Origin of the sequence: Streptomyces sp. NPDC026589 (genome assembly GCF_040638385.1) — a bacterium.
In the GTDB taxonomy this organism is placed as follows: Bacteria; Actinomycetota; Actinomycetes; order Streptomycetales; family Streptomycetaceae; genus Streptomyces.
Map to the genome: position 1 here is coordinate 222446 of NZ_JBEZYG010000014.1, position 21889 is coordinate 244334.

The 21889-nt window shown below is 72.1% G+C and carries 20 protein-coding genes; 9 read left to right on the forward strand and 11 right to left on the reverse strand.

Annotated elements, in window-relative coordinates:
- Positions 1–28: 28 nt before the first annotated feature.
- Positions 29–1018 (reverse strand): aldo/keto reductase, encoded by a 990-nt coding sequence (locus AB0F29_RS24690; protein ID WP_361875670.1) that lies wholly within the window; start codon positions 1016–1018, stop codon positions 29–31.
- 203 nt (positions 1019–1221) lie between these two features.
- On the reverse strand, positions 1222–1830 hold the full coding sequence (gene thpR, locus AB0F29_RS24695) for an RNA 2',3'-cyclic phosphodiesterase (RefSeq protein ID WP_361875672.1): 609 nt from the start codon (positions 1828–1830) through the stop codon (positions 1222–1224).
- Between the two features lie 102 nt (positions 1831–1932).
- On the opposite strand from thpR, the gene AB0F29_RS24700 reads away from it, so the two are divergent.
- Positions 1933–2517 (forward strand): Uma2 family endonuclease, encoded by a 585-nt coding sequence (locus AB0F29_RS24700; RefSeq protein ID WP_361875675.1) that lies wholly within the window; start codon positions 1933–1935, stop codon positions 2515–2517.
- A 95-nt stretch (positions 2518–2612) separates the two neighbouring features.
- Here AB0F29_RS24700 and AB0F29_RS24705 read toward each other — a convergent pair whose 3' ends face one another.
- Positions 2613–3947, reverse strand: a complete 1335-nt coding sequence (locus tag AB0F29_RS24705; protein ID WP_361875678.1) for an MFS transporter — start codon at positions 3945–3947, stop codon at positions 2613–2615.
- A gap of 135 nt (positions 3948–4082) precedes the next feature.
- On the reverse strand, positions 4083–4523 hold the full coding sequence (locus AB0F29_RS24710; RefSeq protein WP_007452526.1) for a MarR family transcriptional regulator: 441 nt from the start codon (positions 4521–4523) through the stop codon (positions 4083–4085).
- 134 nt (positions 4524–4657) lie between these two features.
- On the opposite strand from AB0F29_RS24710, the gene AB0F29_RS24715 reads away from it, so the two are divergent.
- Positions 4658–4912, forward strand: a complete 255-nt coding sequence (locus AB0F29_RS24715) for a hypothetical protein (RefSeq protein WP_361875680.1) — start codon at positions 4658–4660, stop codon at positions 4910–4912.
- On the opposite strand, the gene AB0F29_RS24720 is transcribed toward AB0F29_RS24715, so the two are convergent.
- Positions 4905–6359 (reverse strand): NCS2 family permease, encoded by a 1455-nt coding sequence (locus tag AB0F29_RS24720; RefSeq protein ID WP_361875683.1) that lies wholly within the window; start codon positions 6357–6359, stop codon positions 4905–4907. The genes AB0F29_RS24715 and AB0F29_RS24720 overlap by 8 nt on opposite strands.
- Before the next feature lie 212 nt (positions 6360–6571).
- Between AB0F29_RS24720 and AB0F29_RS24725 the strand changes: the two genes are divergently transcribed.
- Together AB0F29_RS24725 and AB0F29_RS24730 are read left to right on the forward strand one after the other, a co-directional pair.
- Complete coding sequence (locus AB0F29_RS24725; protein WP_361875686.1) at positions 6572–6904, forward strand: DUF2530 domain-containing protein; 333 nt, start codon at positions 6572–6574, stop codon at positions 6902–6904.
- 125 nt (positions 6905–7029) lie between these two features.
- The gene (locus AB0F29_RS24730) at positions 7030–9531 is read left to right on the forward strand and encodes an HAD-IC family P-type ATPase (protein ID WP_361875689.1); all 2502 of its coding nucleotides are present in this window, start codon (positions 7030–7032) and stop codon (positions 9529–9531) included.
- A 69-nt stretch (positions 9532–9600) separates the two neighbouring features.
- On the opposite strand, the gene AB0F29_RS24735 is transcribed toward AB0F29_RS24730, so the two are convergent.
- From AB0F29_RS24735 to AB0F29_RS24750, 4 genes are all read right to left on the reverse strand, one after another.
- A complete protein-coding gene (locus AB0F29_RS24735) occupies positions 9601–10479 on the reverse strand; it encodes a calcium-binding protein (RefSeq protein ID WP_361875692.1) in 879 nt (292 codons plus the stop codon).
- A gap of 204 nt (positions 10480–10683) precedes the next feature.
- A complete protein-coding gene (locus AB0F29_RS24740) occupies positions 10684–11430 on the reverse strand; it encodes a calcium-binding protein (RefSeq protein WP_361875695.1) in 747 nt (248 codons plus the stop codon).
- Between the two features lie 219 nt (positions 11431–11649).
- A complete protein-coding gene (locus AB0F29_RS24745; protein WP_361875799.1) occupies positions 11650–14868 on the reverse strand; it encodes a molecular chaperone Hsp90 in 3219 nt (1072 codons plus the stop codon).
- Positions 14869–15257: 389 nt separating this feature from the next.
- Positions 15258–16190, reverse strand: coding sequence for a DUF3027 domain-containing protein (locus tag AB0F29_RS24750; RefSeq protein WP_361875698.1), 933 nt, complete (start codon positions 16188–16190; stop codon positions 15258–15260).
- A gap of 417 nt (positions 16191–16607) precedes the next feature.
- On the opposite strand from AB0F29_RS24750, the gene AB0F29_RS24755 reads away from it, so the two are divergent.
- From AB0F29_RS24755 to AB0F29_RS24770, 4 genes are read left to right on the forward strand one after another with little or no spacing between them, the layout of a single operon-like run.
- Positions 16608–18044: an MFS transporter gene (locus AB0F29_RS24755; RefSeq protein ID WP_361875700.1), complete on the forward strand. Its 1437-nt coding sequence runs from the start codon at positions 16608–16610 to the stop codon at positions 18042–18044.
- 27 nt (positions 18045–18071) lie between these two features.
- Positions 18072–18548: a DUF2771 domain-containing protein gene (locus AB0F29_RS24760; protein ID WP_361875703.1), complete on the forward strand. Its 477-nt coding sequence runs from the start codon at positions 18072–18074 to the stop codon at positions 18546–18548.
- Between the two features lie 52 nt (positions 18549–18600).
- Positions 18601–19308 (forward strand): futalosine hydrolase, encoded by a 708-nt coding sequence (locus AB0F29_RS24765; RefSeq protein WP_361875705.1) that lies wholly within the window; start codon positions 18601–18603, stop codon positions 19306–19308.
- Positions 19298–20164 (forward strand): 1,4-dihydroxy-6-naphthoate synthase, encoded by an 867-nt coding sequence (locus tag AB0F29_RS24770; protein ID WP_361875707.1) that lies wholly within the window; start codon positions 19298–19300, stop codon positions 20162–20164. Before AB0F29_RS24765 ends, AB0F29_RS24770 begins: the two co-directional genes overlap by 11 nt.
- Before the next feature lie 166 nt (positions 20165–20330).
- Here AB0F29_RS24770 and AB0F29_RS24775 read toward each other — a convergent pair whose 3' ends face one another.
- A complete protein-coding gene (locus AB0F29_RS24775; RefSeq protein WP_361875710.1) occupies positions 20331–20714 on the reverse strand; it encodes a cold-shock protein in 384 nt (127 codons plus the stop codon).
- Between the two features lie 176 nt (positions 20715–20890).
- Here AB0F29_RS24775 and AB0F29_RS24780 point away from each other — a divergent pair, with 176 nt between their 5' ends.
- The gene (locus tag AB0F29_RS24780; RefSeq protein WP_215107772.1) at positions 20891–21130 is read left to right on the forward strand and encodes a hypothetical protein; all 240 of its coding nucleotides are present in this window, start codon (positions 20891–20893) and stop codon (positions 21128–21130) included.
- 31 nt (positions 21131–21161) lie between these two features.
- On the opposite strand, the gene AB0F29_RS24785 is transcribed toward AB0F29_RS24780, so the two are convergent.
- The gene (locus AB0F29_RS24785) at positions 21162–21845 is read right to left on the reverse strand and encodes an HAD family hydrolase (protein WP_361875714.1); all 684 of its coding nucleotides are present in this window, start codon (positions 21843–21845) and stop codon (positions 21162–21164) included.
- Between the last annotated feature and the right edge of the window lie 44 nt (positions 21846–21889).

Sequence of the window (21889 nt, forward strand, 5' to 3'; positions counted from 1 at the left end):
GACGGCAGGCCCCCTTCGCGGTCGCGGACTACCAGGCGAACGCCTCCGGCGACGGCCCCGGACCCGGGAAGATCTCGTCCAGGCCCGTGAGCACGGCCTCCGGGAGGTCCAGTTCCAGGGCGCGCAGGGCGCTGTCCAGCTGGTCGGCGGTGCGGGGGCCGACGATCGGGCCCGTGACGCCGGGGCGGGTCAGCAGCCAGGCCAGGGCCGCTTCGCCGGGTTCCAGGCCGTGCTTGTCGAGCAGGTCCTCGTACGCCTGGAGCTGGACCCGGGTGGCGGGGTCGGCCAGGGCGTCGGCGGCGCGGCCCGAGGCGCGGCGGCCGCCCTCGGTCGTCTTCCTGATGACACCGCCCAGCAGGCCGCCGTGGAGCGGCGACCACGGGATGACACCGAGGCCGTAGTCCCGCGCGGCCGGGATGACCTCCATCTCGGCGCGGCGCTCGGCCAGGTTGTAGATGCACTGCTCGCTGACCAGGCCGAGCGAACCCCGCCGGGCGGCCTGCTCGTTGGCCTGGGCGATCTTGTAACCGGGGAAGTTCGAGGAACCGGCGTACAGGATCTTGCCCTGCTGGACCAGGACGTCGATCGCCTGCCAGATCTCGTCGAAGGGCGTGTCGCGGTCGACGTGGTGGAACTGGTACAGGTCGATGTGGTCGGTCTGGAGGCGCTTGAGCGAGGCGTCGACCGCGCGCCGGATGTTCACGGCGGAGAGCTTGTCGTGGTTCGGCCAGGCGTCGCCGTCGGCGGCCATGTTCCCGTACATCTTGGTGGCCAGGACCACCTTGTCGCGCCGTCCGCCGCCCTGCGCGAACCAGGTGCCGATGATCTCCTCGGTGCGGCCCTTGTTCTCGCCCCAGCCGTAGACGTTGGCCGTGTCGAAGAAGTTCAGGCCCGCGCCGAGCGCGGAGTCCATGATGGCGTGGCTGTCCGACTCGTTGGTCTGCGGGCCGAAGTTCATCGTCCCGAGGACGAGCCGGCTGACCTTGAGTCCCGTGCGTCCGAGCTGTGTGTACTTCATGACGCCCCAGCCAACTCCTTCGAGTCCACTCCAGGCAAGCATGTGCCCCGGACGCGCCGGACAGCCACGGCCTCCCGGCGGTCCGCCGGTATCAGCCGCCCAGGGCGGCCCCCACGGCGACGACGACGAACATCAGCACGAGCACGGCCGCCATGATGCGGTTTCTGGTCTTCGGGTCCACCCTTCGAGCGTAACGGCACCGCTCACCCGCCGAGCGCCCAGGCCCGCACCGTCTCGTAGCGCGGCCGCTCCCCCGGCACCCCGGACACCGGCGGATCGCTCCGTACGAGACTCAGCTCACCCGCCTCCCAGCGTTCCCCCTCGAACCCCGCCAGCGCCGCGGTGAAGGGCCTCAGGTCCGCCTCGCCCCGGCTCCGGGCCAGCGTGAGGTGCGGGGCGTAGCGGCGGTGCTCCTCCATCGGCAGTCCGGCCCGCCGGGCGGCGGCGTCGGCGCGCTCGGCGAGCAGCCGCAGCGTGTCGAGCCCGCCCGCCGCCCCGGCCCACAGGGCCCGCCCGCCGAAGTGCCCCGCCCCGTGGACGCGGAGCGGAAAGGGCTCGGTGCGGTGGGCGGCCCGCTCCAGGCGCGCGTACAGCTCCGGCAGGACGTCCTCGGGGACCTCGCCGTAGAACGCCAGTGTGTAGTGCCAGCCCTCGGGTCCCGTCCACCGCAGGTCCCCCGCGCCGGGCAGCGCGTGGAGCGGGGCCAGCGCCGATCGGAGGGCGGCGACGGCCCCGGCGGGCGGCAGGAGGGCGGCGAAGAGTCGCTGGGTGGGCGGACGGCCGGAGCTGTGTTCGGAGCCGTGGCTGCTCATGCGCGCGAGTCTCGCAGGTCCGGGCGTGTCCGGGGCGCCGGGCCTATCGTTGTACTACGCGGCTGCCCGCACGCCCGTGCGGCAGCGGGGAGGAGCGGCACGATGACCGTCGTAGACACCGACAGGATCGACATGGCCGACATCAGCGACGAGCGCACCCTGGACATGATGTTCGAGTGGCTTGAGCCCGTCCCCGAGGGATTCAAGGTCGAGATCGTCGAGGGGACCGTTCACATGTCGCCACAGCGGGACACACACTGGGAGATCACCTTCGACATCCTGGAGCAGTTGCGCACCACTTACGGACGCCGGCAGCTGAAGACCGACGTGCGCATCGACTTCCCAGGCCTCCTCAACGGCTTCGCCCCCGATGTCGCGGCTGTCACGCAGGACGCGGCCAAGACCGCCGACGGCCGCTGGCGCTACCAGGACGTCGAGTTCGTCGCCGAGGTGGTCTCCCGGAGCACCGCCGCCAACGACTACGGCTCCAAGAAGGCCACCTACGCGCTCGCCGGTGTCCCCGTCTACCTCATCGTCGATCCGTACACCGGCACCTGGCACCTGCACTCCCTCCCGAAGGAGGACGAGTACCGCAGTGTCCTGAGCCTGGACTTCGGCACCCCGGTCGACCTCACCTCGACCGTCGTCGGCCTCGTCCTCGCGACCGACGCCTTCCCCCGCGACTGAACCCGCGACCAGCCCCGCCCGACCCCGCCCGACCCCGTCCGGGCATACGAGAACCGCCCTCCTCCCGGTCCGGGAGGAGGGCGGTTCTCTGCGGGTCACGCCGCCGTCGCCAGCTGCTCGCGCGGGACGAAGCGGACGTGCGGGCGGCCCGGGCGGAGGTCGACCTTCAGGCGGAGGCCGCCGACGCGGGCGAGGGCGAAGCCGACGCCCAGGGCGGCGATCACCGAGATCGCGCCGCCTGCCGCGAAGCCGGTGCGGGGGCCGTACGCGTCGCTGATCCAGCCGACGATCGGGGCGCCCACCGGCGTACCCCCGGCGAAGACCATCATGTACAGGCTCATCACCCGGCCCCGCATCTCCGGGTCGGCGGCCATCTGGACGCTCGTGTTCGCGGTGATGTTCGTGGTCAGGCCGAGCATGCCGATCGGGACCAGCAGGATCGAGAACAGCCAGACCGACGGGGAAAGCGAGGCGGCGATCTCCAGCAGCCCGAACGCCGTGCCCGCGATCACCAGCATCCGCAGCCGGGTGGAGCGGCGGCGGGCCGAGAGCAGCGCGCCGGCCAGCGAACCGGCCGCCATCAGGATGTTGAAGAACGAGTACAGGCCCGCGCCGCCGTCGAAGATCTCGTCGGCGTAGGCGGTCAGCCAGATCGGGAAGTTGAAGCCGAACGTGCCGACGAAGCCGACCAGGACGATCGGCCAGATCAGTTCGGGGCGGCCCTTCACGTAGCGCAGGCCCTCGCGGAGCTGGCCCTTGGCGCGGGGGACGGTCACCGAGGCGTGCATCTCGTTGGTGCGCATCATCAGCAGGCCGACGAGCGGGGCCAGGAAGGAGAGGCCGTTGAGCAGGAAGGCCCAGCCACTGCCGACCGTGGTGATCAGGACGCCCGCGACGGCGGGGCCGATGAGCCGGGCGGACTGGAAGTTCGCCGAGTTCAGGCTGACCGCGTTGCGCAGTTGCGCGGGGCCGACCATCTCGGAGACGAACGACTGACGGGCCGGGTTGTCGACGACGGTCACCATGCCGAGGAGGAAGGCGACCAGATAGACGTGCCAGACCTCCACGACACCGGACAGGGTCAGGACGGCCAGCGCGATGCCGCACAGGCCGAGCAGGGCCTGGCTGACGAGCAGTATCTGCCGCTTCGGCAGGCGGTCGGCTATGACGCCGCCGTACAGGCCGAAGAGCAGCATCGGGAGGAACTGCAGGGCCGTCGTGATGCCCACGGCGGTGGCGCTACCCGTCAGGCTCAGCACGAGCCAGTCCTGCGTGATGCGGGACATCCAGGTACCGGTGTTGGAGATCACGGCGCCCGTGGCGAACAGGCGGTAGTTACGGATCTTCAGCGACGAGAAGGTCCCGCCGGTCTTGCTCTCGTGGGTGGAAGTCGGTGCGGGGGCGGAGTCTGCTCCGGATCCCGTACTCAAAAGGGTTCGCCTCCTCGGGCGTCTGCGGCGTTCGGTCCGACGAGGACGTGACGACGGGCGCTCCGGCGGTGATCCGGTCCGGACCGGTTCGTGCTTCCGGTCCGGCGGCGGATCACCGTCGGCGCGCCCGCGGGGTCACAGGTGGGCGAGCTTCTCCAACACGGGCGCGGCGGCCCGAAGCGTCTCCCACTCGTCCTCGTCCAGGCCCTCGGCGAGGTGGGACAGCCAGGCGTTCCGCTTGGTGCGGCTCTCCGCGAGCATGGCCTCGGCCTGCTCGGTCTGGCTGACCCTCTTCTGCCGACGGTCATCGGGGTGCGGTTCCAGCCTGACCAGCCCCTTCGCCTCCAGCAGCGCGACGATGCGGGTCATCGACGGGGGCTGCACGTGCTCCTTGCGGGCCAGCTCACCGGGGGTGGCCGAGCCGCAACGGGCAAGGGTGCCGAGCACCGACATCTCGGTGGGGCTCAGCGACTCGTCGACACGCTGGTGCTTCAGTCGACGGCCCAGCAGCATCACGGCGGAGCGAAGGGAGCTCACGGCGGCGGCACTGTCGCCGTCGTGGATCAGGTCAGGCATGTTTGTTAGCGTAACTCATTACCCAATCTAAATACCACCGGGTGGTACACGCGCGAGAAACCGCTCACCCGAACGAGTGAGTTAGAGGCGGAAAGTGACGCACAGAGCGCTCCGGGGCGGCGACCCTGCTGGACATGGGATCGACAGTGCTCAGCCTGCGGATAGACGGTGAGCTGCTCGACCGGCTCCGGCAGCACGCCGCGAAACGCGGAATGAGCGTCCAGGACTATGTGGTCCGGACGCTCATTCGCGACGACTTCGACGAACGCTTCAAGGCGGCCGTCGAGGAGACGGAGAAGTTCTACGGCGACCCCGAGGGAGGCGACCCCGGGGGAAGCATGACGCCACCGATCGACTCCAGGAGGAGCGCGACGCCACCGATCACGTGAGGCCGAGCGCCGGCATCGCGTAGTAGAAGACGAACACCGCCGAGACCACGTACATGGCCACCGGCACCTCACGGCCGCGCCCGGCCGCCAGGCGCAGCACGGAGAAGGCGACGAAGCCGATGCCGATGCCGTTGGTGATCGAGTACGTGAACGGCATCATCACCATCGCGAGGAAGGCCGGGACCGCGAGCGTGTAGTCGCTCCAGTCGATGTCCCGCACCGAGCCCGCGATGATCAGGAAGCCGACCGCCAGCAGGGCGGGAGTGGCCGCCTGCGACGGGACCATGGTCGCCAGCGGTGTGAGGAACAGCGCCACCGAGAAGAGCAGACCGGTCACCACGCTCGCCAGTCCGGTGCGGGCGCCTTCGCCGACGCCCGCGGTGGACTCCACGAAGCACGTGGTGGCGGAGGAGGAGCTGCCGCCGCCCGCGGCGACCGCGATGCCGTCCACGAACAGCACCTTGTTGATGCCGGGGAAGTTGCCTTCCTGGTCCATCAGCTTCGCCTCGTCGCCGACGCCCAGAATGGTGCCCATCGCGTCGAAGAAGCAGGACAGCAGCACGGTGAAGACGAACAGGACGCCGGTCAGGACGCCGACCTTCTCGAAGCCGCCGAACAGGCTGACCTCGCCGAGCAGCCCGAAGTCCGGCGCAGAGACCGGGTTGCCCGGCCACGCGGGCGTCGTCAGGCCCCACGCCCCGTCGGGCATTCCGGCCACCGCGTCGATGACCACGGCCACGACCGTCATCGCGATGATCGAAATCAGGATCGCGCCGGGCACCTTGCGCACGATCAGCGCTAGCGTGAGCAGCGCGCCGAGGACGAAGACGAGCACCGGCCAGCCGTCGAGGTGGCCGCTGCCGCCGAGCTGGAGCGGCACGGTGGTGTGCGCGGCGTCCGGCATGCGCGAGACGAAGCCGGAGTCGACGAGGCCGATCAGCAGGATGAAGAGGCCGATACCGATCGCGATGCCCTTGCGGAGCGACTTCGGCACGGCGTTCATCACGCGTTCCCGCAGCCCGGTGGCGACCAGCAGCATCACCACGACGCCCGCGAGGACGACCATGCCCATCGCGTCCGGCCAGCTCATCCGGGGAGCGAGCTGGAGCGCGACGACCGTGTTGACGCCGAGACCGGCGGCGAGCGCGATCGGCACGTTGCCGATGACGCCCATCAACAGCGTGGAGAACGCGGCGGACAGCACGGTGGCGGTGACCAGCTGCCCGTTGTCGAGCTGGTTGCCGTACATGTCCTTCGCGCTGCCCAGGATGATCGGGTTGAGCACGATGATGTACGCCATCGCGAAGAACGTGGCGAACCCGCCGCGGAACTCGCGGGCGACGGTCGACCCCCGCTCGGAGATCTTGAAGAACCGGTCCAGGCTGCCCTGGGACTGCGGAGTCGCGGGGGGCGGGGAGTCGACCGGAGCGGTGGCCGAGGGGGGCATGGGTGACCTCAGTCGTACGTAGAGGGGTGGATGCGATGGGGCGGGCAAGGTGATCGAAATTGGATGTTCAGACGAACGAAACCAGCCAACCCAAAGCAGATTCAGTATGAATACATCAAGCGAAGATCGCTATCTCCGCGCGTAGACCCGCGTGGCCCCTTGGGCCCACCGGGCCGTACACCCCCGATCGGGTGGCCCCATACACTGAACTCATGGAGAAGTGGACACCGCAGCACGAGGCGCCCGACCCCCTGGAGGGCCCCGTCGTCGCCACCGTCGTCGGCGGCACGATTCTCTGGTTCGTCCTCTTCCTCGCCCAGCTTCCCTTCTACGGCTGGTTCGCCGACCGGGGCCACACCTGGTGGGTGTGGACCCCGCTGGCCGGGGCGGGGCTCGGCCTGATCGGCATCTGGTACGTCCGGGGGCGCGACGCCGCCCTCAAGCGCCACGCCGCCAAGGTCGAGGCCAAGGACGCCGCGGGGGCCGCGGCGACGGACAGCGCGCTGGGCGGCGGCCCGGCGGGCGGCGCCGACCGGACCGCCTGACTCCGTTCCCGTAGGACACCTCCGCGAAGCTCCCGTACGACCACGGGACCGTCTCCGTCCTCCCCTGGTCGGATCTTCGACCCTCCGGTGGGTGATTCGGCGCGCACGCCCGTACCGTCGAACCCATGACGCAGCGGGCACTCGATTCCTCCGGGGAGCAGACCCCCGGGACCTCCCGGCCGGCCATGATCGACGCGGGGGCGGAACTCGACCCCGTGCACCCCATGGAGCCACCGCCCGCCCGTCGGCCGGACGGGCTGAGCACCGCCGAGGTCGCCGAACGGGTCGCGCGCGGCGAGGTCAACGACGTCCCCGTACGTTCTTCGCGCTCGGTCACCGAGATCGTCCGGGCCAACGTCCTCACCCGGTTCAACCTGATCATCGGCGTGCTCTGGGTGATCATGCTGTTCGTCGCGCCGATCCAGGACAGCCTCTTCGGCTTCGTGATCGTCGCCAACACCGGGATCGGCATCATCCAGGAGTGGCGGGCCAAGAAGACCCTGGACAGCCTCGCGGTGATCGGTGAGGCGAAGCCGACCGTGCGGCGCGACGGGGTCGCCGCCGAGATCTCCACCTCCGAGATCGTCCTCGGCGACCTGATCGAGCTCGGCCCCGGGGACAAGGTGGTCGTGGACGGCACGGTCGCCGAGGCCGACAGCCTGGAGATCGACGAGTCGCTCCTCACCGGGGAGGCCGACCCGGTGGTCAAGCAGGCCGGCGCCCCGGTGATGTCCGGCAGCTTCGTCGTCGCGGGCGGCGGCGCGTTCACCGCGACCAAGGTCGGACGCGAGGCGTACGCCGCACAGCTCGCCGAGGAGGCGTCGCGCTTCACGCTCGTCCACTCGGAGCTGCGCAGCGGCATCAGCACGATCCTGAAGTACGTCACCTGGATGATGGTGCCGACCGCGATCGGGCTGATCATCAGCCAGCTGGTCGTGAAGGACAACAACTTCAAGGACTCCGTCGCCCGGACCGTCGGCGGCATCGTCCCCATGATCCCCGAGGGCCTGGTCCTCCTCACCTCCGTCGCCTTCGCCATCGGCGTCGTACGGCTGGGCCGCAAGCAGTGCCTGGTGCAGGAGCTGCCCGCGATCGAGGGCCTCGCCCGGGTCGACGTGGTCTGCCTGGACAAGACGGGGACCCTCACCGAGGGCGGCATGGACGTCACGGAGGTCCGGCCGCTCAACGGGAGCGACGAGGCGTACGTGACGCGGGTGCTGCGGGCGTTCGGCTCCTCGGACCCGCGGCCCAACGCCAGCCTCCGGGCCATCATCGACGCGTACCCGGCGGGCCATGGCGACGACGAGGCGCATCCGGCCGCCGGCGGCGACGTGGAGAGCTGGACGGTCACCGACGCGATGCCGTTCTCCTCCGCGCGCAAGTACAGCGGCGCGGCGTTCGCCGAGGCCGACGGAACGGCCTCCGCGTGGCTGCTCGGCGCCCCCGACGTCCTGCTGTCCGAGGGCGACGCGACCCTCACGGAGATCGAGCACCTCAACGAGCAGGGCCTGCGGGTGCTGCTGCTGGCCCGCGCCGAGGGCGGGCTGAGCGCGCCCGGCGCGGCGGCCGGAGCCGCCCCCACCGCCCTGGTCGTCCTGGAGCAGCGGCTGCGGCCGGACGCGGGCGACACGCTCGCCTACTTCGCCGACCAGAACGTGGCGACCAAGGTCATCTCCGGCGACAACGCGGTCTCGGTCGGCGCGGTCGCCGGGAAGCTGGGCCTCGCGGGCGCGGAGAACACGCTGGACGCCCGCAGGCTGCCCACCGATCCGGACGAGATGGCCACGGCCATGGAACAGAACGCGGTCTTCGGCCGGGTCACCCCGCAGCAGAAACGGGACATGGTGGCCGCCCTCCAGTCGCGCGGCCACACGGTCGCCATGACGGGTGACGGCGTGAACGACGTCCTCGCCCTCAAGGACGCCGACATCGGCGTCTCGATGGGCTCGGGCTCGGAGGCGACGCGTGCGGTGGCGCAGATCGTGCTGCTGAACAACAGCTTCGCGACGCTGCCCTCGGTGGTCGCCGAGGGCCGCCGGGTGATCGGCAACATCACCCGCGTCGCGACCCTCTTCCTCACCAAGACGGTCTACTCGGTGCTGCTGGCGATCCTGGTGGTCTGCACCCAGGTGGAGTACCCGTTCCTGCCGAGGCACCTGACGCTGCTGGCCACGCTGACCATCGGCGTCCCCGCGTTCTTCCTGGCGCTCGCGCCGAACAAGGAACGGGCCCAGCCCCACTTCGTACGCCGGGTCATGCGGTACGCGATCCCCTCGGGCGTCATCGCGGCGGCGGCCACCTTCACGACGTACCTGGTGGCGCGGCACCACTACAGCGGCGAGGGCGCGCTGGCGGCCGAGACGAGCGCGGCGACGCTGACCTTGTTCCTGGTCGCGATGTGGGTGCTGGCGATCATCGCCCGCCCGTACACCTGGTGGCGCGTCGGCCTGGTGGCGACGATGGGACTCGGCTTCCTGATCGTGCTCGTGGTGCCGTGGCTCCAGGACTTCTTCGCGCTGAAGCTGGTCGGCACGACCATGCCGTGGACGGCGGTCGGCATCGCGGTGGCGGCGGCCGCCCTGCTGGAGTTCGTCTGGCGCTGGGTGGGGCGGCGCTTCGGGATGTAGATGCGGGCGCGGACAGCCGGAAGCCCCCGGGAGGACCGTTGTCCTCCCGGGGGCTTCCGGCTGTCCGGACTACTTCACGTCGAGGAAGTCGCCCTTGGCCGAGACGGCCGGGGTGGTGGACGTACCGGCGAAGCTGTAACGCCAGGTGCCGTCGGCCGAGGCCTTGACGGTGGTCTTCAGGGTGCCGGTCGAGCTCGTCTTGACGGTCTTGACCGTCGTGTAGCTCTTGGCGCCCTTCTTCTTGAACTGGAGCTTCACGGGCTGCTTGGTGTAGCCCTTGTACGTGTTGGTGTCCCAGTTGGCGCGCGTGAGCTTGCCGGTGACCGTGATGGTCTTGCCCTTCTTCACGGGCTCCGGGGAGGCGTTGACGGTCAGCTTGGAGAATCGCTGGACGCGGGTCTTCGCCTGGGTGTCGTTCCAGATGAAGTCCTGGTCGCTGCCGGTGGCCGCGAGCGCTCCGGCGCCGACCTTCCAGGTGCCGGCGAGGCTGCTCGTGTAGAGGTCGTCGGATCGCGGGTCGACCGTGATCGAGACGGTGCAGGTGGAGGTGGTCGGGTCGGCCGAGACCTTGCAGCTGCCGAACTCCTGGGTGGGAGCGAGGAAACCGTCGACCTCGTCGATGTGACCATGCCACAGGTAGGCGAACGCGTCGGCGATGCCGGAAGGCGACGAGGCCGTGATCGCGACGGTGAACTTCTTCTTGGACTTCGTGCCGACCACGATGTCCTTGCCGCCGTTGACGACGACCTTCTTGATGACGGGTGTCTCGGCCGCACGGGCGGCGCGGGCCTTGGCGGCGGGCGCGCCGGACTCGGAGGCGAAGACTTCGGCGCCGGACGGCACGCTCAGACCGGCGTCGGGCTTCTCGTCGGCCTGGACGGCCGGTACTGCGAGAGCGGAAAGGGCCAGGGCGCCGGTGACGGCGGCCACGGTGGCACGAATACGCATGTGTCCCCAAGTGGAGAAGGGGCCCCGGGGCGCGCTTGTGTCGTCAGCCCGGCAGGGCCCATCTGTTCCTGTGAGCCTCTTGGCTCACAGGAACAGACAGGCGAACAGGGTGAACGGTTGTGCGGACCTGTGACTTTTCTGTGAAGCAGGTCGAGGCGAAGTACTCCCGAGGCCCTGCGCTCCGGGAGCGCCCCGCGCCGGTCGCTACTTGACGTCGAGGTAGTCACCGCCGGCCGAGACGGCCGGGGTGGTGGACGTCCCGGCGAAGCTGTAGCGCCAGTGGCCGTCCTTGGACGCCTTCACCGTGGTCTTCAGACCGCCGGTCGCGCTGCTCTTGATCGTCTTGACGGTCGTGTAGCTCTTGGCGCCCTTCTTCTTGAACTGGAGCTTCACGGACTGCTTGGCATACCCGTGGTACTTAAACGTGTCCCAGTTGGCGCGCGTGAGCTTCCCGGTGACGGTGACGGTCTTGCCCTTCTTCACCGGCTCCGGCGAGGCGTTCACCGTGAGCTTTGACGCACGCTGGAACTTGAACGACTTGACCTTCTCCGTCCACACGTAGTCGCCGTCGTTGGCGTCCACCCAGGCGTCGACGTACCAGGTGCCGGCCACCTCGTTGTTGTACGCGAGGTCCACCTTCGGGTCGACGACGAACTTGGCGGTGCACGTGTTGCCCGAGCAACTGGTGCTGGACGGGGACAGCATGCCGAACGAGGGGCCGAAGAGAGTGACGTCCGCGTCACTGATGCCCGAGTCGTCCTTGGCCGTGAGAGTGACCGAGAACTTCTTGGCGGCGGACGTGCCGACGACGACAGCCGCGCCGCCGTTGACCGTCACCTTCGTGATGGCGGTGTCACCCGAACCGCCGCCGGCCTGAGCGGCCGGGACGGCGAGGGCGGAGACGGCCAGAGCACCGGCGACGACAACGCCGGCAGATGTACGCATACGCATGTGTTCCCCGTGGAGAAAGGGCCTTGCCCAGGGTGATCCTGGCGGCCGGTCCGAACGGTCATGAGGTGATTGCTTACGGACGGCAATCCGTGACTCGTCTGATCAGACCGGCCTCACCCGTGAAGGGTTGTACACGCATATGCGTTTCTCGTGAAGACACTTCGGTGCGCGCCCACCCGGGCCCTGACCGCCGGACGCGGACAGCGCCCGGCATCCGCCTCAGTCGAACCAGCGGTCCCGGGCCAGCTCCTCCGTCCGGGACGGGTCCTCCAGCAGGGCCGCGACCTCGAAGCGGCGGGGCCACTGACCGGCCGCCCAGGCCAGGCCGGCCGCCACACCCTCCAGGGTCGCGGCGTGGACGGTCCCGTCCGGGGTGCGGCGCCAGTCCAGTTCGACGCCGCCCGCGCGGAGTTCGGGGTGTTCGACGTACGTGTCCGGGGTCCCGGGTCCGAGCAGCACGCGGACCGGCTCCGGTACGCGGTGCTCCTCGCCCTCGCTCGTCACGCCCGCCTCGATCGTCTCGCCGAGCCGCCGCACCTGGAGCAGCTCGGCCAACTCGGCGGCCCGGGAAGGTGCTACGGGCAGCAGCGGCAGGCCCTCCGTCAGCGGCAGCACATCGGGGGCGTCCGCGATCACGGCGTCCGCCGCGTCGACCACGGCCACGTCCCCGTCCACCACCGCGCGCAGCTCGTCCGGCAACGTCACCTGGTCCGGGTCCAGTTCGGCGAGCGCCGTGTAGAGCGCGTGCAGTTGTACGGGGGTGACGGGGCGGTCCTCGTCGGCGAGCCGGCCCAGCAGTTCCGCCGCGCCGCCCGGCTCGTCCAGCAGGGCCGCGACCGAGGTGCGCACCCCGAGGGCCCGCAGCACCTGGGCGTCGTCGAAGCCGGTCGCGTCCACCGCGTCGTAGAGCCCGGCCAGCCGGGGGTCGCCGCCCGCCGCGCGCAGTCCTGCTGGGCGGCGGCCGTCCAGCACGGGGTGGTCCCGCAGCCACCACGCGGTGTACGGGCGCACGGACTGCGTCGTGCCGTCCGGGAGCAGCACCCGCACCGGCTGTGTCAGCGCGTCGCGCAGCGGCGGCTTCGCCAGCATCGCGAGCGCCTGCGGCCAGGCGTCGTCGTCGACCAGGTCCAGATCCCGTACGGCGACGATCTCGGTGGCGACGGGCGGCACCGGCGTCTCGGGCAGCTGATCGAGGAGGTCCTCGCACCACACGTCGACGGCGTCCAGCAGCCCGGCGTCGTCGGGTTCGGCGAAGTCGCTGTCGCGGGGCTCCAGTTCGTCCGGGTCCAGGACGACATCGGTGGCTCGCACGAGGGCGAAGGTGGCGAGCACCCCGCAGGCGGTGAGCGGGCCTTCACCCCAGCGGTCGGCCAGCTCCTGGTCGGCGAGGGCGAGTTCACCCTCGCGCATGACCTGCGCGAACGGGCTGCCGGGGAGGACGAGTTCACCCGCCGGGGACAGCTCGCCGTCCTCGTCGGGGAGGGCGAGCGCGCCGAGCCAGGGCTCGTCGCCGGGGGCCAGCTCGGCGTCCCGGACCAGGGTGAGCACGGTCTCGGCCAGCTCCTCGCCGCCGAGCGCGTCCTCGTCCCAGATCTCCCCCGCGTCCAGCGAACCGGCGACGGCCGCCCGCACCTGAGGAGTCCTCAGCACGGAGCGGGGCGTGGCGGGCAGGGCCCCGAGCTTCTCCAGCAGCGGGTGCGCGGCGTCCGGGTGGGCGACCTTGAGACCCAGGCGGGAGAGCCGGGCGAGGACGGGGCCGGTGAGCGCGTCCGGCAGCGGCAGCAGGACCTGCCGGGGTCCGATCGTGGTGCGCGGCGGACGGCCCGCCCGCCCGTCGTCCGGGTCGCCCGCGAGGGGAACGGGGAGGCCGGTGAGCCGGTCGGGGTCGGTGCCCGCGAGGCTGTCGTAGAGCCGGTGCCACCAGGCGGGGTCGCGCTCCAGACCGGCGAGGCGGTCGATGGCCTCGGTCAGGGGGACGCGGGCGACACCCAGGGTGCGCAGCTCGGGGCGCCGCTCCAGGCCCGCGGGCAGCAGACAGGGCAGCACCTCGGCGAGCACCCGTACGGTCTCGGCCCCGACGCCCTCGACGACCTCCGCCTCCACGGGCCGCAGGGCGGAGGTGTCGGCGGCGCTCTCCGTACGGTCCCGGTCCTGGTCCCGGTCCCAGTCGTCCGCCCAGCCCTGCTCGGCCTCGGGGTCCCGGGGTGCGGCGGGCTCCAGGAACGCGACCCGGGGCAGCCGGGCCAGGATCGCCCCGCGCAGGGCCCCGTCCAGGCCGCCCTTGCCCAGCGGCCCCGGCACCAGGTCGATGGTCCCGGTCGACACGGGCCGCCAGGAGCCCAGCAGCTCCGCGTACGCGTCGGCCGCCCGCTCCACCAGGAAGTCGGTCAGTGGCCCCGGCGCGGGGTGCCTGCGGGCGGTGTCCAGCGGGAGGGAGGCGATGAGCAGGGCGGGGATGCCGAGCGGCTCGTCGGTGGGCGTCGGGGCGTGCACGACGGGTGCGGTACGGGGGTGGAGCGGGGCGCCCGCCTCGTCGACCGGCACCGCCCAGGTCACCGACCAGTGCGGGCGCAGCCGCTCCTCGACCGGGCGGTCGGCGAGCAGGGCGGGCTCGATGGGCCCGTGGTGGAGCACGGTGCGCCAGCGGCCCAGGCCGTGCGCGGAGTCGTCGATGTGCGTGTACGGGCCGTGGGCCGAACGGCTGAGGGTCCGCGTCCCGTCCGGGGTCTCGATGACGACCTCGTCCAGGCCGGGCAGGGTGAGCAGCAGCGCGTCGTCCACTGCGGCCAGCAGCCGGGCCACCAGGTCCTCGGCGGTGCCGTCGCGCAGCGGCAGCACGACGACGGTGTCGTACCCGTCGGGCGCGGAGCCCTCGGCGGGCAGCGGCAGGCGCAGCAGCGGTACGTGTCCGTCGCGGCGGCGCAGTTCGTCGCCGAGGCCGGGGCTTCCGACGGCCGCCCCCCGGGCCAGCTCGCGGGCCTCCGCCAGGGACCAGCGGACGCCGCCGTGCCGGCCGAGCACGGCGGGCTCGTCGCTGACCGCGAGGACGGCGGCGAACCCGACGCCGAAGCGGCCGACGGAGGACTCGTGCCCCTCGCGCTTGGCGGAGGCCCGCAGGGTGCTCAGGGACTCCACACCGGTGGCGTCGAGCGGCGCGCCGGTGTTGGCGGCGGCCAGCACGCAGCGGTCGTCCGGGTCGCCGGGGGCGGCGGGGTGCAGGGTGAGACGGAGCCTGCCGGGGACGCGGGCGCGGGCGGCGGCGTCGGCGGCGTTCTGGGCCAGCTCGACGACGAGGCGGTCACGGTAGCCGCCGAGCGCGAGGTCCTCCTCGGCGTTGGCGTCCTCCCGGAACCGGGCGGGCCCGGCCCCCCACGCGTCGAGCACGCCGCGCCGCAGCCGTGCCGTCCCGAACGGATCGGCCCCCTCGGTCGCCTTCATGCTCACGCTCTCGACTCCTCCGCTGGGTGGGGACCGCGTATGCCTGTGCGGCCCAGTGTGCGCCCGAAGGTACCGCGCGCGCCGCCTCCGCCGTACCGGCAAGCCCGGCCATCCCGGCCCGCCCGGCCCTCACGGTGACCGGCAAGCCCGGCATTCCCAGCCCGTCCGGCGTTTGAGGACGGAACCCTTGCTCGGGTGGGCGGGCACAGCGAAGGGTCCCTGGGGCCCGGTACCCCGCAGCGACACCCGCCACCACAGCGCCGGTTCCGTCCTCAAACGCCGGACGGGCTGGAATGGGCACCCCACCCCACAGCAACGGTTCCGTCCTCAAACGCCGGACGGGCTGCAAGGGCGCACCGCAAGCCCGGACCCCTCAGCGGGCAGGAGCGTCAGGAGTGACCCAGGTCCTCCGACGCCCCGTCCGTCTCGGCCGGCACGGAGCCCCCACCGCGCTCCGGCCGCAGCGAGTACGCGTCCACCCGCATCGTGTCCAGCGCGTGCGGCGCCGGCTTCGGCGGCGTCGGCATCACCGCGGCCTCCGAGTGCCCGCCGCAGCCGTACGCCAGCGACACCACATGCCCGTCCGCCGGGCCGAACTCGTTCGCGCACACCCCGAAGGCCTGCTTCAGGGAGCCCGCCATCGGGATCAGGAACGCACAGCTGACGCACGTCGCCGGGGCCGCCTGGGCCATCGGCGTCTTCGGGCCGAACTCCTCGTCCCAGCGGTCGGCCGCCGCGTACAGCCCGTACCGGGACAGCACCCGCGCCCGGCGCGTACCGAGCTCGTCGGCGACCGCGGCGATGGACCCGCGGCTGGTGGCGGCCACCGGCCGGTCCGTCAGCTCGGCGTCCTCCGCGTCGACCAGCTCCGCCAGCTCACGGGAGACCACGGAGTTCGGCGGCGGCTCGTCCTCACCGGTCCAGCCCGGCTCCAGGCGCAGGTCCTCCGCCTCGGTGGGCAGCAGGTCGCCGGGGCCCATGTCGCCGGGGCGCAGCCGCTCGCTCCACGGCACCCACTCCGGCGCCAGGAGGGCGTCGTCCCCCGGCAGCAGCACCGTTTCGTCCAGGGTGACGTTCTTCGCGCGGGAGGCCCGCGCCACCGTCACCGCCCAGCGCCAGCCCCGGTACCCGGGCTCCTTGGCCTCGAAGTAGTGGGTGACGACCCGGTCTCCCTCGGAGACCACGCCGATGTGCTCACCGACCACACCGGGCGCGGCGGCCTCCTCCGCGGCCGCGCGCGCGAGGTCCACCGCCTCGGCGCACAGGCGGTCGGGAACGGGGGTCCGGGCCGTACGGCTTCGCGTCGTCGTCGCAGCACTCACAGGTCTTCGCTTCTCTCCATACGCCAGTCTCACGAGCGCGCCGGCTGCCGCACGATTGCCGTTTCGGCCAGACAAGTGCGGGCGGAGCGGACCTGAGGGCCGCGTCGACGTCCACACCCGTTGTGCCTGCCTCGGGCGCGCCTTCTGCCACCCATTCTGCGGGATCGCCGAGAGGCGCGCGGCCAAGAACAACCGCCGGTGGCGCGTTACGCACGCTACCCTCTCCGCCGCGCTGCGCCCACCTGCCCGCCCCAAACGTGCCGTATCCGTTCCCGTCGGCGGGCCCGCCGATGCCGTTCGGACGCGGGTGGCGGCAGGGCCCCGGTCGGTCCCGGCGCGCTCGTCCGACAGGACGTCACACGCGCGTCCGCGGCCGATCGCCGTTCATACCGGCCGGGGTTGGGGCACTATGACGGGGTGACTGCCGCCAGGTCGCACGACGGTCCCGGCCCGCTCCGCAGGGCGGGGCGGGCGACGGGCCATGCCCTGCGCGCCCCGTTCACCGGCACGGCGCGCGGTATCCGCAAGGCGACGCACGCCCACGGCGCGGGGGAATCCGGCCTCGGAAAACTGATCGAACTGCACGCGGTGAACGGCGCGGGCGACGTCATGATCACGGTCGCGCTCGCCTCCACCGTCTTCTTCTCGGTGCCCACGGACGAGGCGCGGGGCAGGGTGGCCCTCTACCTCGCCATCACCATGGCCCCCTTTACTCTCCTCGCCCCGGTGATCGGCCCGCTCCTGGACCGGCTGCCGCACGGCCGTCGCGCCGCGATGGCGGGCGCGATGCTGGCCCGGGCGCTGCTGGCGATCACCATGTCGGGCGCGGTCGCCACGGGGGGTCTGGAGCTGTATCCGGCCGCGCTGGGCGTCCTGGTCTCGTCGAAGGCGTACGGCGTGGTGCGCAGCGCGGTCGTGCCACGGCTGCTGCCACCGAAGTTCTCCCTGGTGAAGGCCAATTCCCGGGTCACCCTGGCGGGGCTGCTGGCCACCGGGGTGGCGGCCCCGATCGGGGCGGGCCTCCAGACCATCGGCTCACCGTGGCCGCTCTACGGCGCCTGCGCGATCTTCGTCGCGGGCACGTTCCTCGCCTTCACCCTGCCGCCCAAGGTCGACTCCGCGAAGGGCGAGCGCCGGGCGCGGCTGATCGTCCCGCACCACGAGGAAGCCACCCCGCGTCCCACCCCCGGCAAGGGCGGCACCCGGGCGGGCCTCCGCGGGCGCGGCAACGGGGAGAAGCCGGCCAAGGAGCGGCCACCGGGTCTGCGGTCCGTCGGCGGGTCCGTCCTGCACGGGCTCCAGGCCAACGCCGCGCACCGGGCCCTCTCCGGCTTCCTCATCTTCTTCCTGGCGTTCCTGCTGCGCGAGCACCCGCTGGCCGGGCAGAGCGCGGCGGTCTCGCTCGGCATCGTCGGCGTGGCGGCGGGCGTCGGCAACGCCTGCGGTACGGCGGTGGGCTCCTGGCTGCGGGCCCGCGGCCCCGAGGTGATCATCGCGACGGTGCTGGGGCTCGCGCTGGGCGTGGCGGTCCTGACCGCGGTCTTCTTCTCCACCGTGCTGGTCGCCGCGCTCGGCGCGGTCGCCGGCTTCACCCAGGCCCTGTCCAAGCTGTCGCTCGACGCGATGATCCAGCGGGACGTGCCCGAGGAGGTCCGCACCTCCGCGTTCGCCCGGTCCGAGACGTTGCTCCAGATGGCGTGGGTGGTCGGCGGCGCCATCGGCATCGCCCTGCCGCTCAACGCGGTGCTCGGCATGTCGGTCGCCGCGGGCATTCTCGCGCTCGGCGCGGCCACGTCCGTACGGGGCCTCCTCGGGTCCGCACGGCGCGGCACGCCGCACCCCCGCGTGGCATGAGCCGAGGCGACCGATAGCCTTCGGCCCATGACCGTTGCGTTCTTCTCCGGTAAGGGCCGCCGAATCGGCGTCGCTCTTGGTGCCGTGTCCGCGGGACTCCTTGTCCTGTCCGCCTGCGACAAGCCGACGCCGCTCGCCACCGTGACGGTCGGCAGTGACTCGGTGAACACCGAGGCCGCCTGCTACAACGACGGCGAGGCGATCAAGGAGTCCCTGATCCAGGGCTGCCTGAACAAGAAGGCCGAGAAGTCCCTCACGGTCTCCATGGACGACAAGGTCCGCTTCGGCGTCGACCCCGAGATCGCCGAGAACGGCTGGACGCTCTTCATCAACGGCCAGCAGGCCGAGCAGGAGCCGTACGAGAAGACCTACCGGACGATCCCCGGCAGCGCCTTCTTCGCCAGCCAGACGGGCCAGCCGTCCGAGAAGACGAACATCTCCATCGTGGAGACCAAGGGCAAGAAGCTCACGGGCATCTGGCAGTTCGAGCTCAAGAAGGACTGACCCGCTCGACCGAGAGCGCCCCTCCCCCGTCCTCGACCCTGAGGCTGTATCCGTGCGTGTGCTGGTCGTGACCGCTGTCCCGGTGGAACGGGACGCGGTCACGCGTGCGTTCGGGGGCGCGCCGGACATCGTGGCGCTGCCGGGGGGCGAGCTGCACCGCGCCGGGGCGTTCGACGTCCTGGCGGGCGGTGCGGGCCCGGCCGCCGCCGCCGCGGCCACCGCCTTCGCCCTGGCGGCGGCCTCCGCGTCGGCGTCCACGCCGTACGGACTGGTCGTCTCGGCCGGGATCGGCGGGGCGTTCACCCCGCTGACGCCGCTCGGCTCGCTGGTCGTGGCGAGCGACATCGTCGCCGCCGACCTGGGCGCCGACACCCCCGACGGCTTCCTGCCGGTCACCGCGCTCGGCTTCGGCCGGGACCGCTTCACCGCCCCGCCCACGCTCGTACGGGAGGTGGCGGCCGCCGCGGGCGCCGCCGCCGGACCCGTCCTCACCGTCTCCACCGTGACCGGCACCGCCGAGCGCGCCGGGGACCTGCTCGCCGCGCACCCGGGGGCGCTGGCCGAGGCGATGGAGGGCTTCGGGGTCGCGGAGGCCGCCGCCCGGGCCGATGTGCCGGTGCTGGAGCTGCGGGCGGTGTCGAACGCCGTGGGCCCCCGCGACCGGGACGCCTGGCGCATCGGCGACGCGCTGGCGGCGCTCACGGACGCGTTCGGAAAAACCGCAGCCGTACTGGAAGGTTGGCACCGGCATGACCACTGAAGCTGAAGCGAACCCGGACCCGATCGAGATCGCCTTCTCCCCCTGCCCCAACGACACCTTCGTCTTCGACGCCTGGGCGCACGGCAGGGTCCCCGGCGCGCCCGTGCCGGCCGTGACCTTCGCGGACATCGACATCACCAACGGCATGGCCGAGCGCGGTGAACTGGACGTCCTGAAGGTGTCCTACGCCGTGCTGCCGTGGGTGCTCGACGACTACGCGCTGCTGCCGTGCGGCGGGGCGCTGGGCCGGGGCTGCGGTCCGCTGGTCCTCACCAAGGAGCTGGGCCTCGACCTGACCGGCCGGACCGTCGCCGTGCCGAGCGAGCGCTCGACGGCGTACCTGCTGTTCCGGCTCTGGGCGGCGGAGATGGTGCCGGGCGGCGTCGGCGAGGTCGTCGTGATGCCGTTCGACGAGATCATGCCCGCCGTGCGGGACGGCAAGGTCGACGCCGGCCTGGTCATCCACGAGGCCCGCTTCACGTACCGGAACTTCGGTCTGCACAACCTCGCCGACATGGGGCGCCACTGGGAGGACACCACGGGCCTCCCGATCCCCCTGGGCGCGATCATCGCCAAGCGCTCGCTCGGCGCGGAGACCCTGCGCCGCCTGGCCGACACGATCCGCAGCTCGGTCCGGCTCGCCTGGGACCACCCGGAGGTCTCCCGGCCCTACGTCCTGGAGCACGCCCAGGAGATGGACCCGGCGGTGGCGGACCAGCACATCGGGCTGTACGTCAACGAGTTCACCGCCGACCTCGGCGAGGACGGCTACGCGGCGATCCGCGGCCTGCTGACCCGCGCGGCGGCCGAGGGACTCGTACCGCCGCTGGGCCCGGACGCGCTCGCGTTCCCCTGAGCGGACCGGAAGGGCACCTCACGGTCCCCGAACGTCGCCCGCGCTCCGCTGACCCGCTCGGGCGCTGTGCGCGCGGCCCTGGGCAGGTCCACCCGGCTCTTCGCGGAGAGCCAGGCCTGACCCGGCAGGGGCCGCGCTACGACAGCGCCTCGGCGGGGTGCGTCCGCTACACGTCGAGCTGGTCGGCGACCGCCCTCAGCAGGCCCGCGATCTTCGCGCCGGAGGCCTTGTCGGGGTAGCGGCCCCGCTCCAGCTGCGGCGTGATGTTCTCCAGGACCGTCGTCAGGTCCTGCACGATCGACGCCAGCTCGTCCGGCTTGCGGCGCTGCGCGGCCGCGACGGACGGGGTGGGGTCGAGGACCACCACGGAAAGGGCCTGGTCGCCGCGCTGGCCCGCGACCACGCCGAACTCCACGCGCTGGCCGGGCTTGAGGGCGTCGACTCCGGCAGGGAGAACCGACGAGTGGACGAAGACGTCGCCGCCGTCGTCGCGGGAGAGAAAGCCGAAGCCCTTCTCGGGGTTGAACCACTTGACCTTGCCGGTGGGCACGTCTGTCCTCGTCCTCGTACTCGTCGGTGTGCGGAAGAGCCGGTCCCCAGGGAAAACGGCTCCGGATAGCAGTACAGCGGGTCACCGTGACCCGCCCGGTCCCAGGCTAATGGGCCTAGGGCCGGTGACAAGACGTCGCCGGAGAGTTCCTCCGGGCTGGGAACTACCCTGGTCGCGTGAGTACTACTCCTTCAGGCGCAGGTGACCGGCTCGTTCAGGTCGGCGCGATCGTCTTCTTCGTCGGCGCACTGGCCACTCTGGTCACTGTGGCCCCCTTGTTCCTGGGCACGGACCCGTTCCCTCCGGTCGCGTACGCGGTCTGCATGCTGATGGGCGTCGGGTTCCTGATCGCCGGGGCGGGCGTCGTGCGCTCGGCCTGGTCCAACTCTCCGAAGCGGGCCGCGAACCGCGCCTGACGCCCCTCCCCGCCACGCCGCCCGGGCCGCGTCACGCCGCCCGGGCCGCCTCGAAGGCGGCCAGCCAGGCCGGGAAGCCCGTCAGGTCCTCCAGCACCACGTCCGCGCCCGCCGTCCGCAGCTCCGCCGCGTCGCACGGGCCCGTCGTCACCGCGACCGACAGCGCTCCGGCGACCCGGGCCCCCCGTACGTCGCCGGTGTGGTCGCCGACGTACACCTGCGCGCCGTGCTCGCGCAGCGCCTCCCCCTTGGCCTCCGCCCACAGTGAGCCGATCACCGTGTCCGGCTCGATGCCGAGGTGGGCCAGGTGCAGCTTCGCGTTCGGCTCGTACTTCGCCGTGACGACGATCGCCCGGCCACCGAGCGCCTGGACCGCCGCCACCGACTCCCGCGCCCCGGCGAGGGCCGTGCTCGGGGCTATCCCGTGGTCCGGGTAGATGGCCCGGTAGCGGTCGGCGGCGGCGACCACCTCGGCGGCCGGGAACCAGTGCGCCATCTCCGTCTCCAGCGGCGGGCCGATCCGGCTCACCACCCGGTCGACGTCGATCTCCACCCCCGTCTCCGCGGAGAGGGCCCGGAAGGCAGCGGCGATACCCGGCCGGGAGTCGACAAGCGTCAGGTCGAGGTCGAAGCCGACCGTCAGAGGGCGCCGGGGGGAGGGCGCGGGGGAGTGCTCAAGCGGGTGCTGGGGAGTGTTCTGATCCGTGGAAGTCATGCGTGCCATTGTGCCGACCGGCCGGAGGCTGTTCCGAAGCCCCC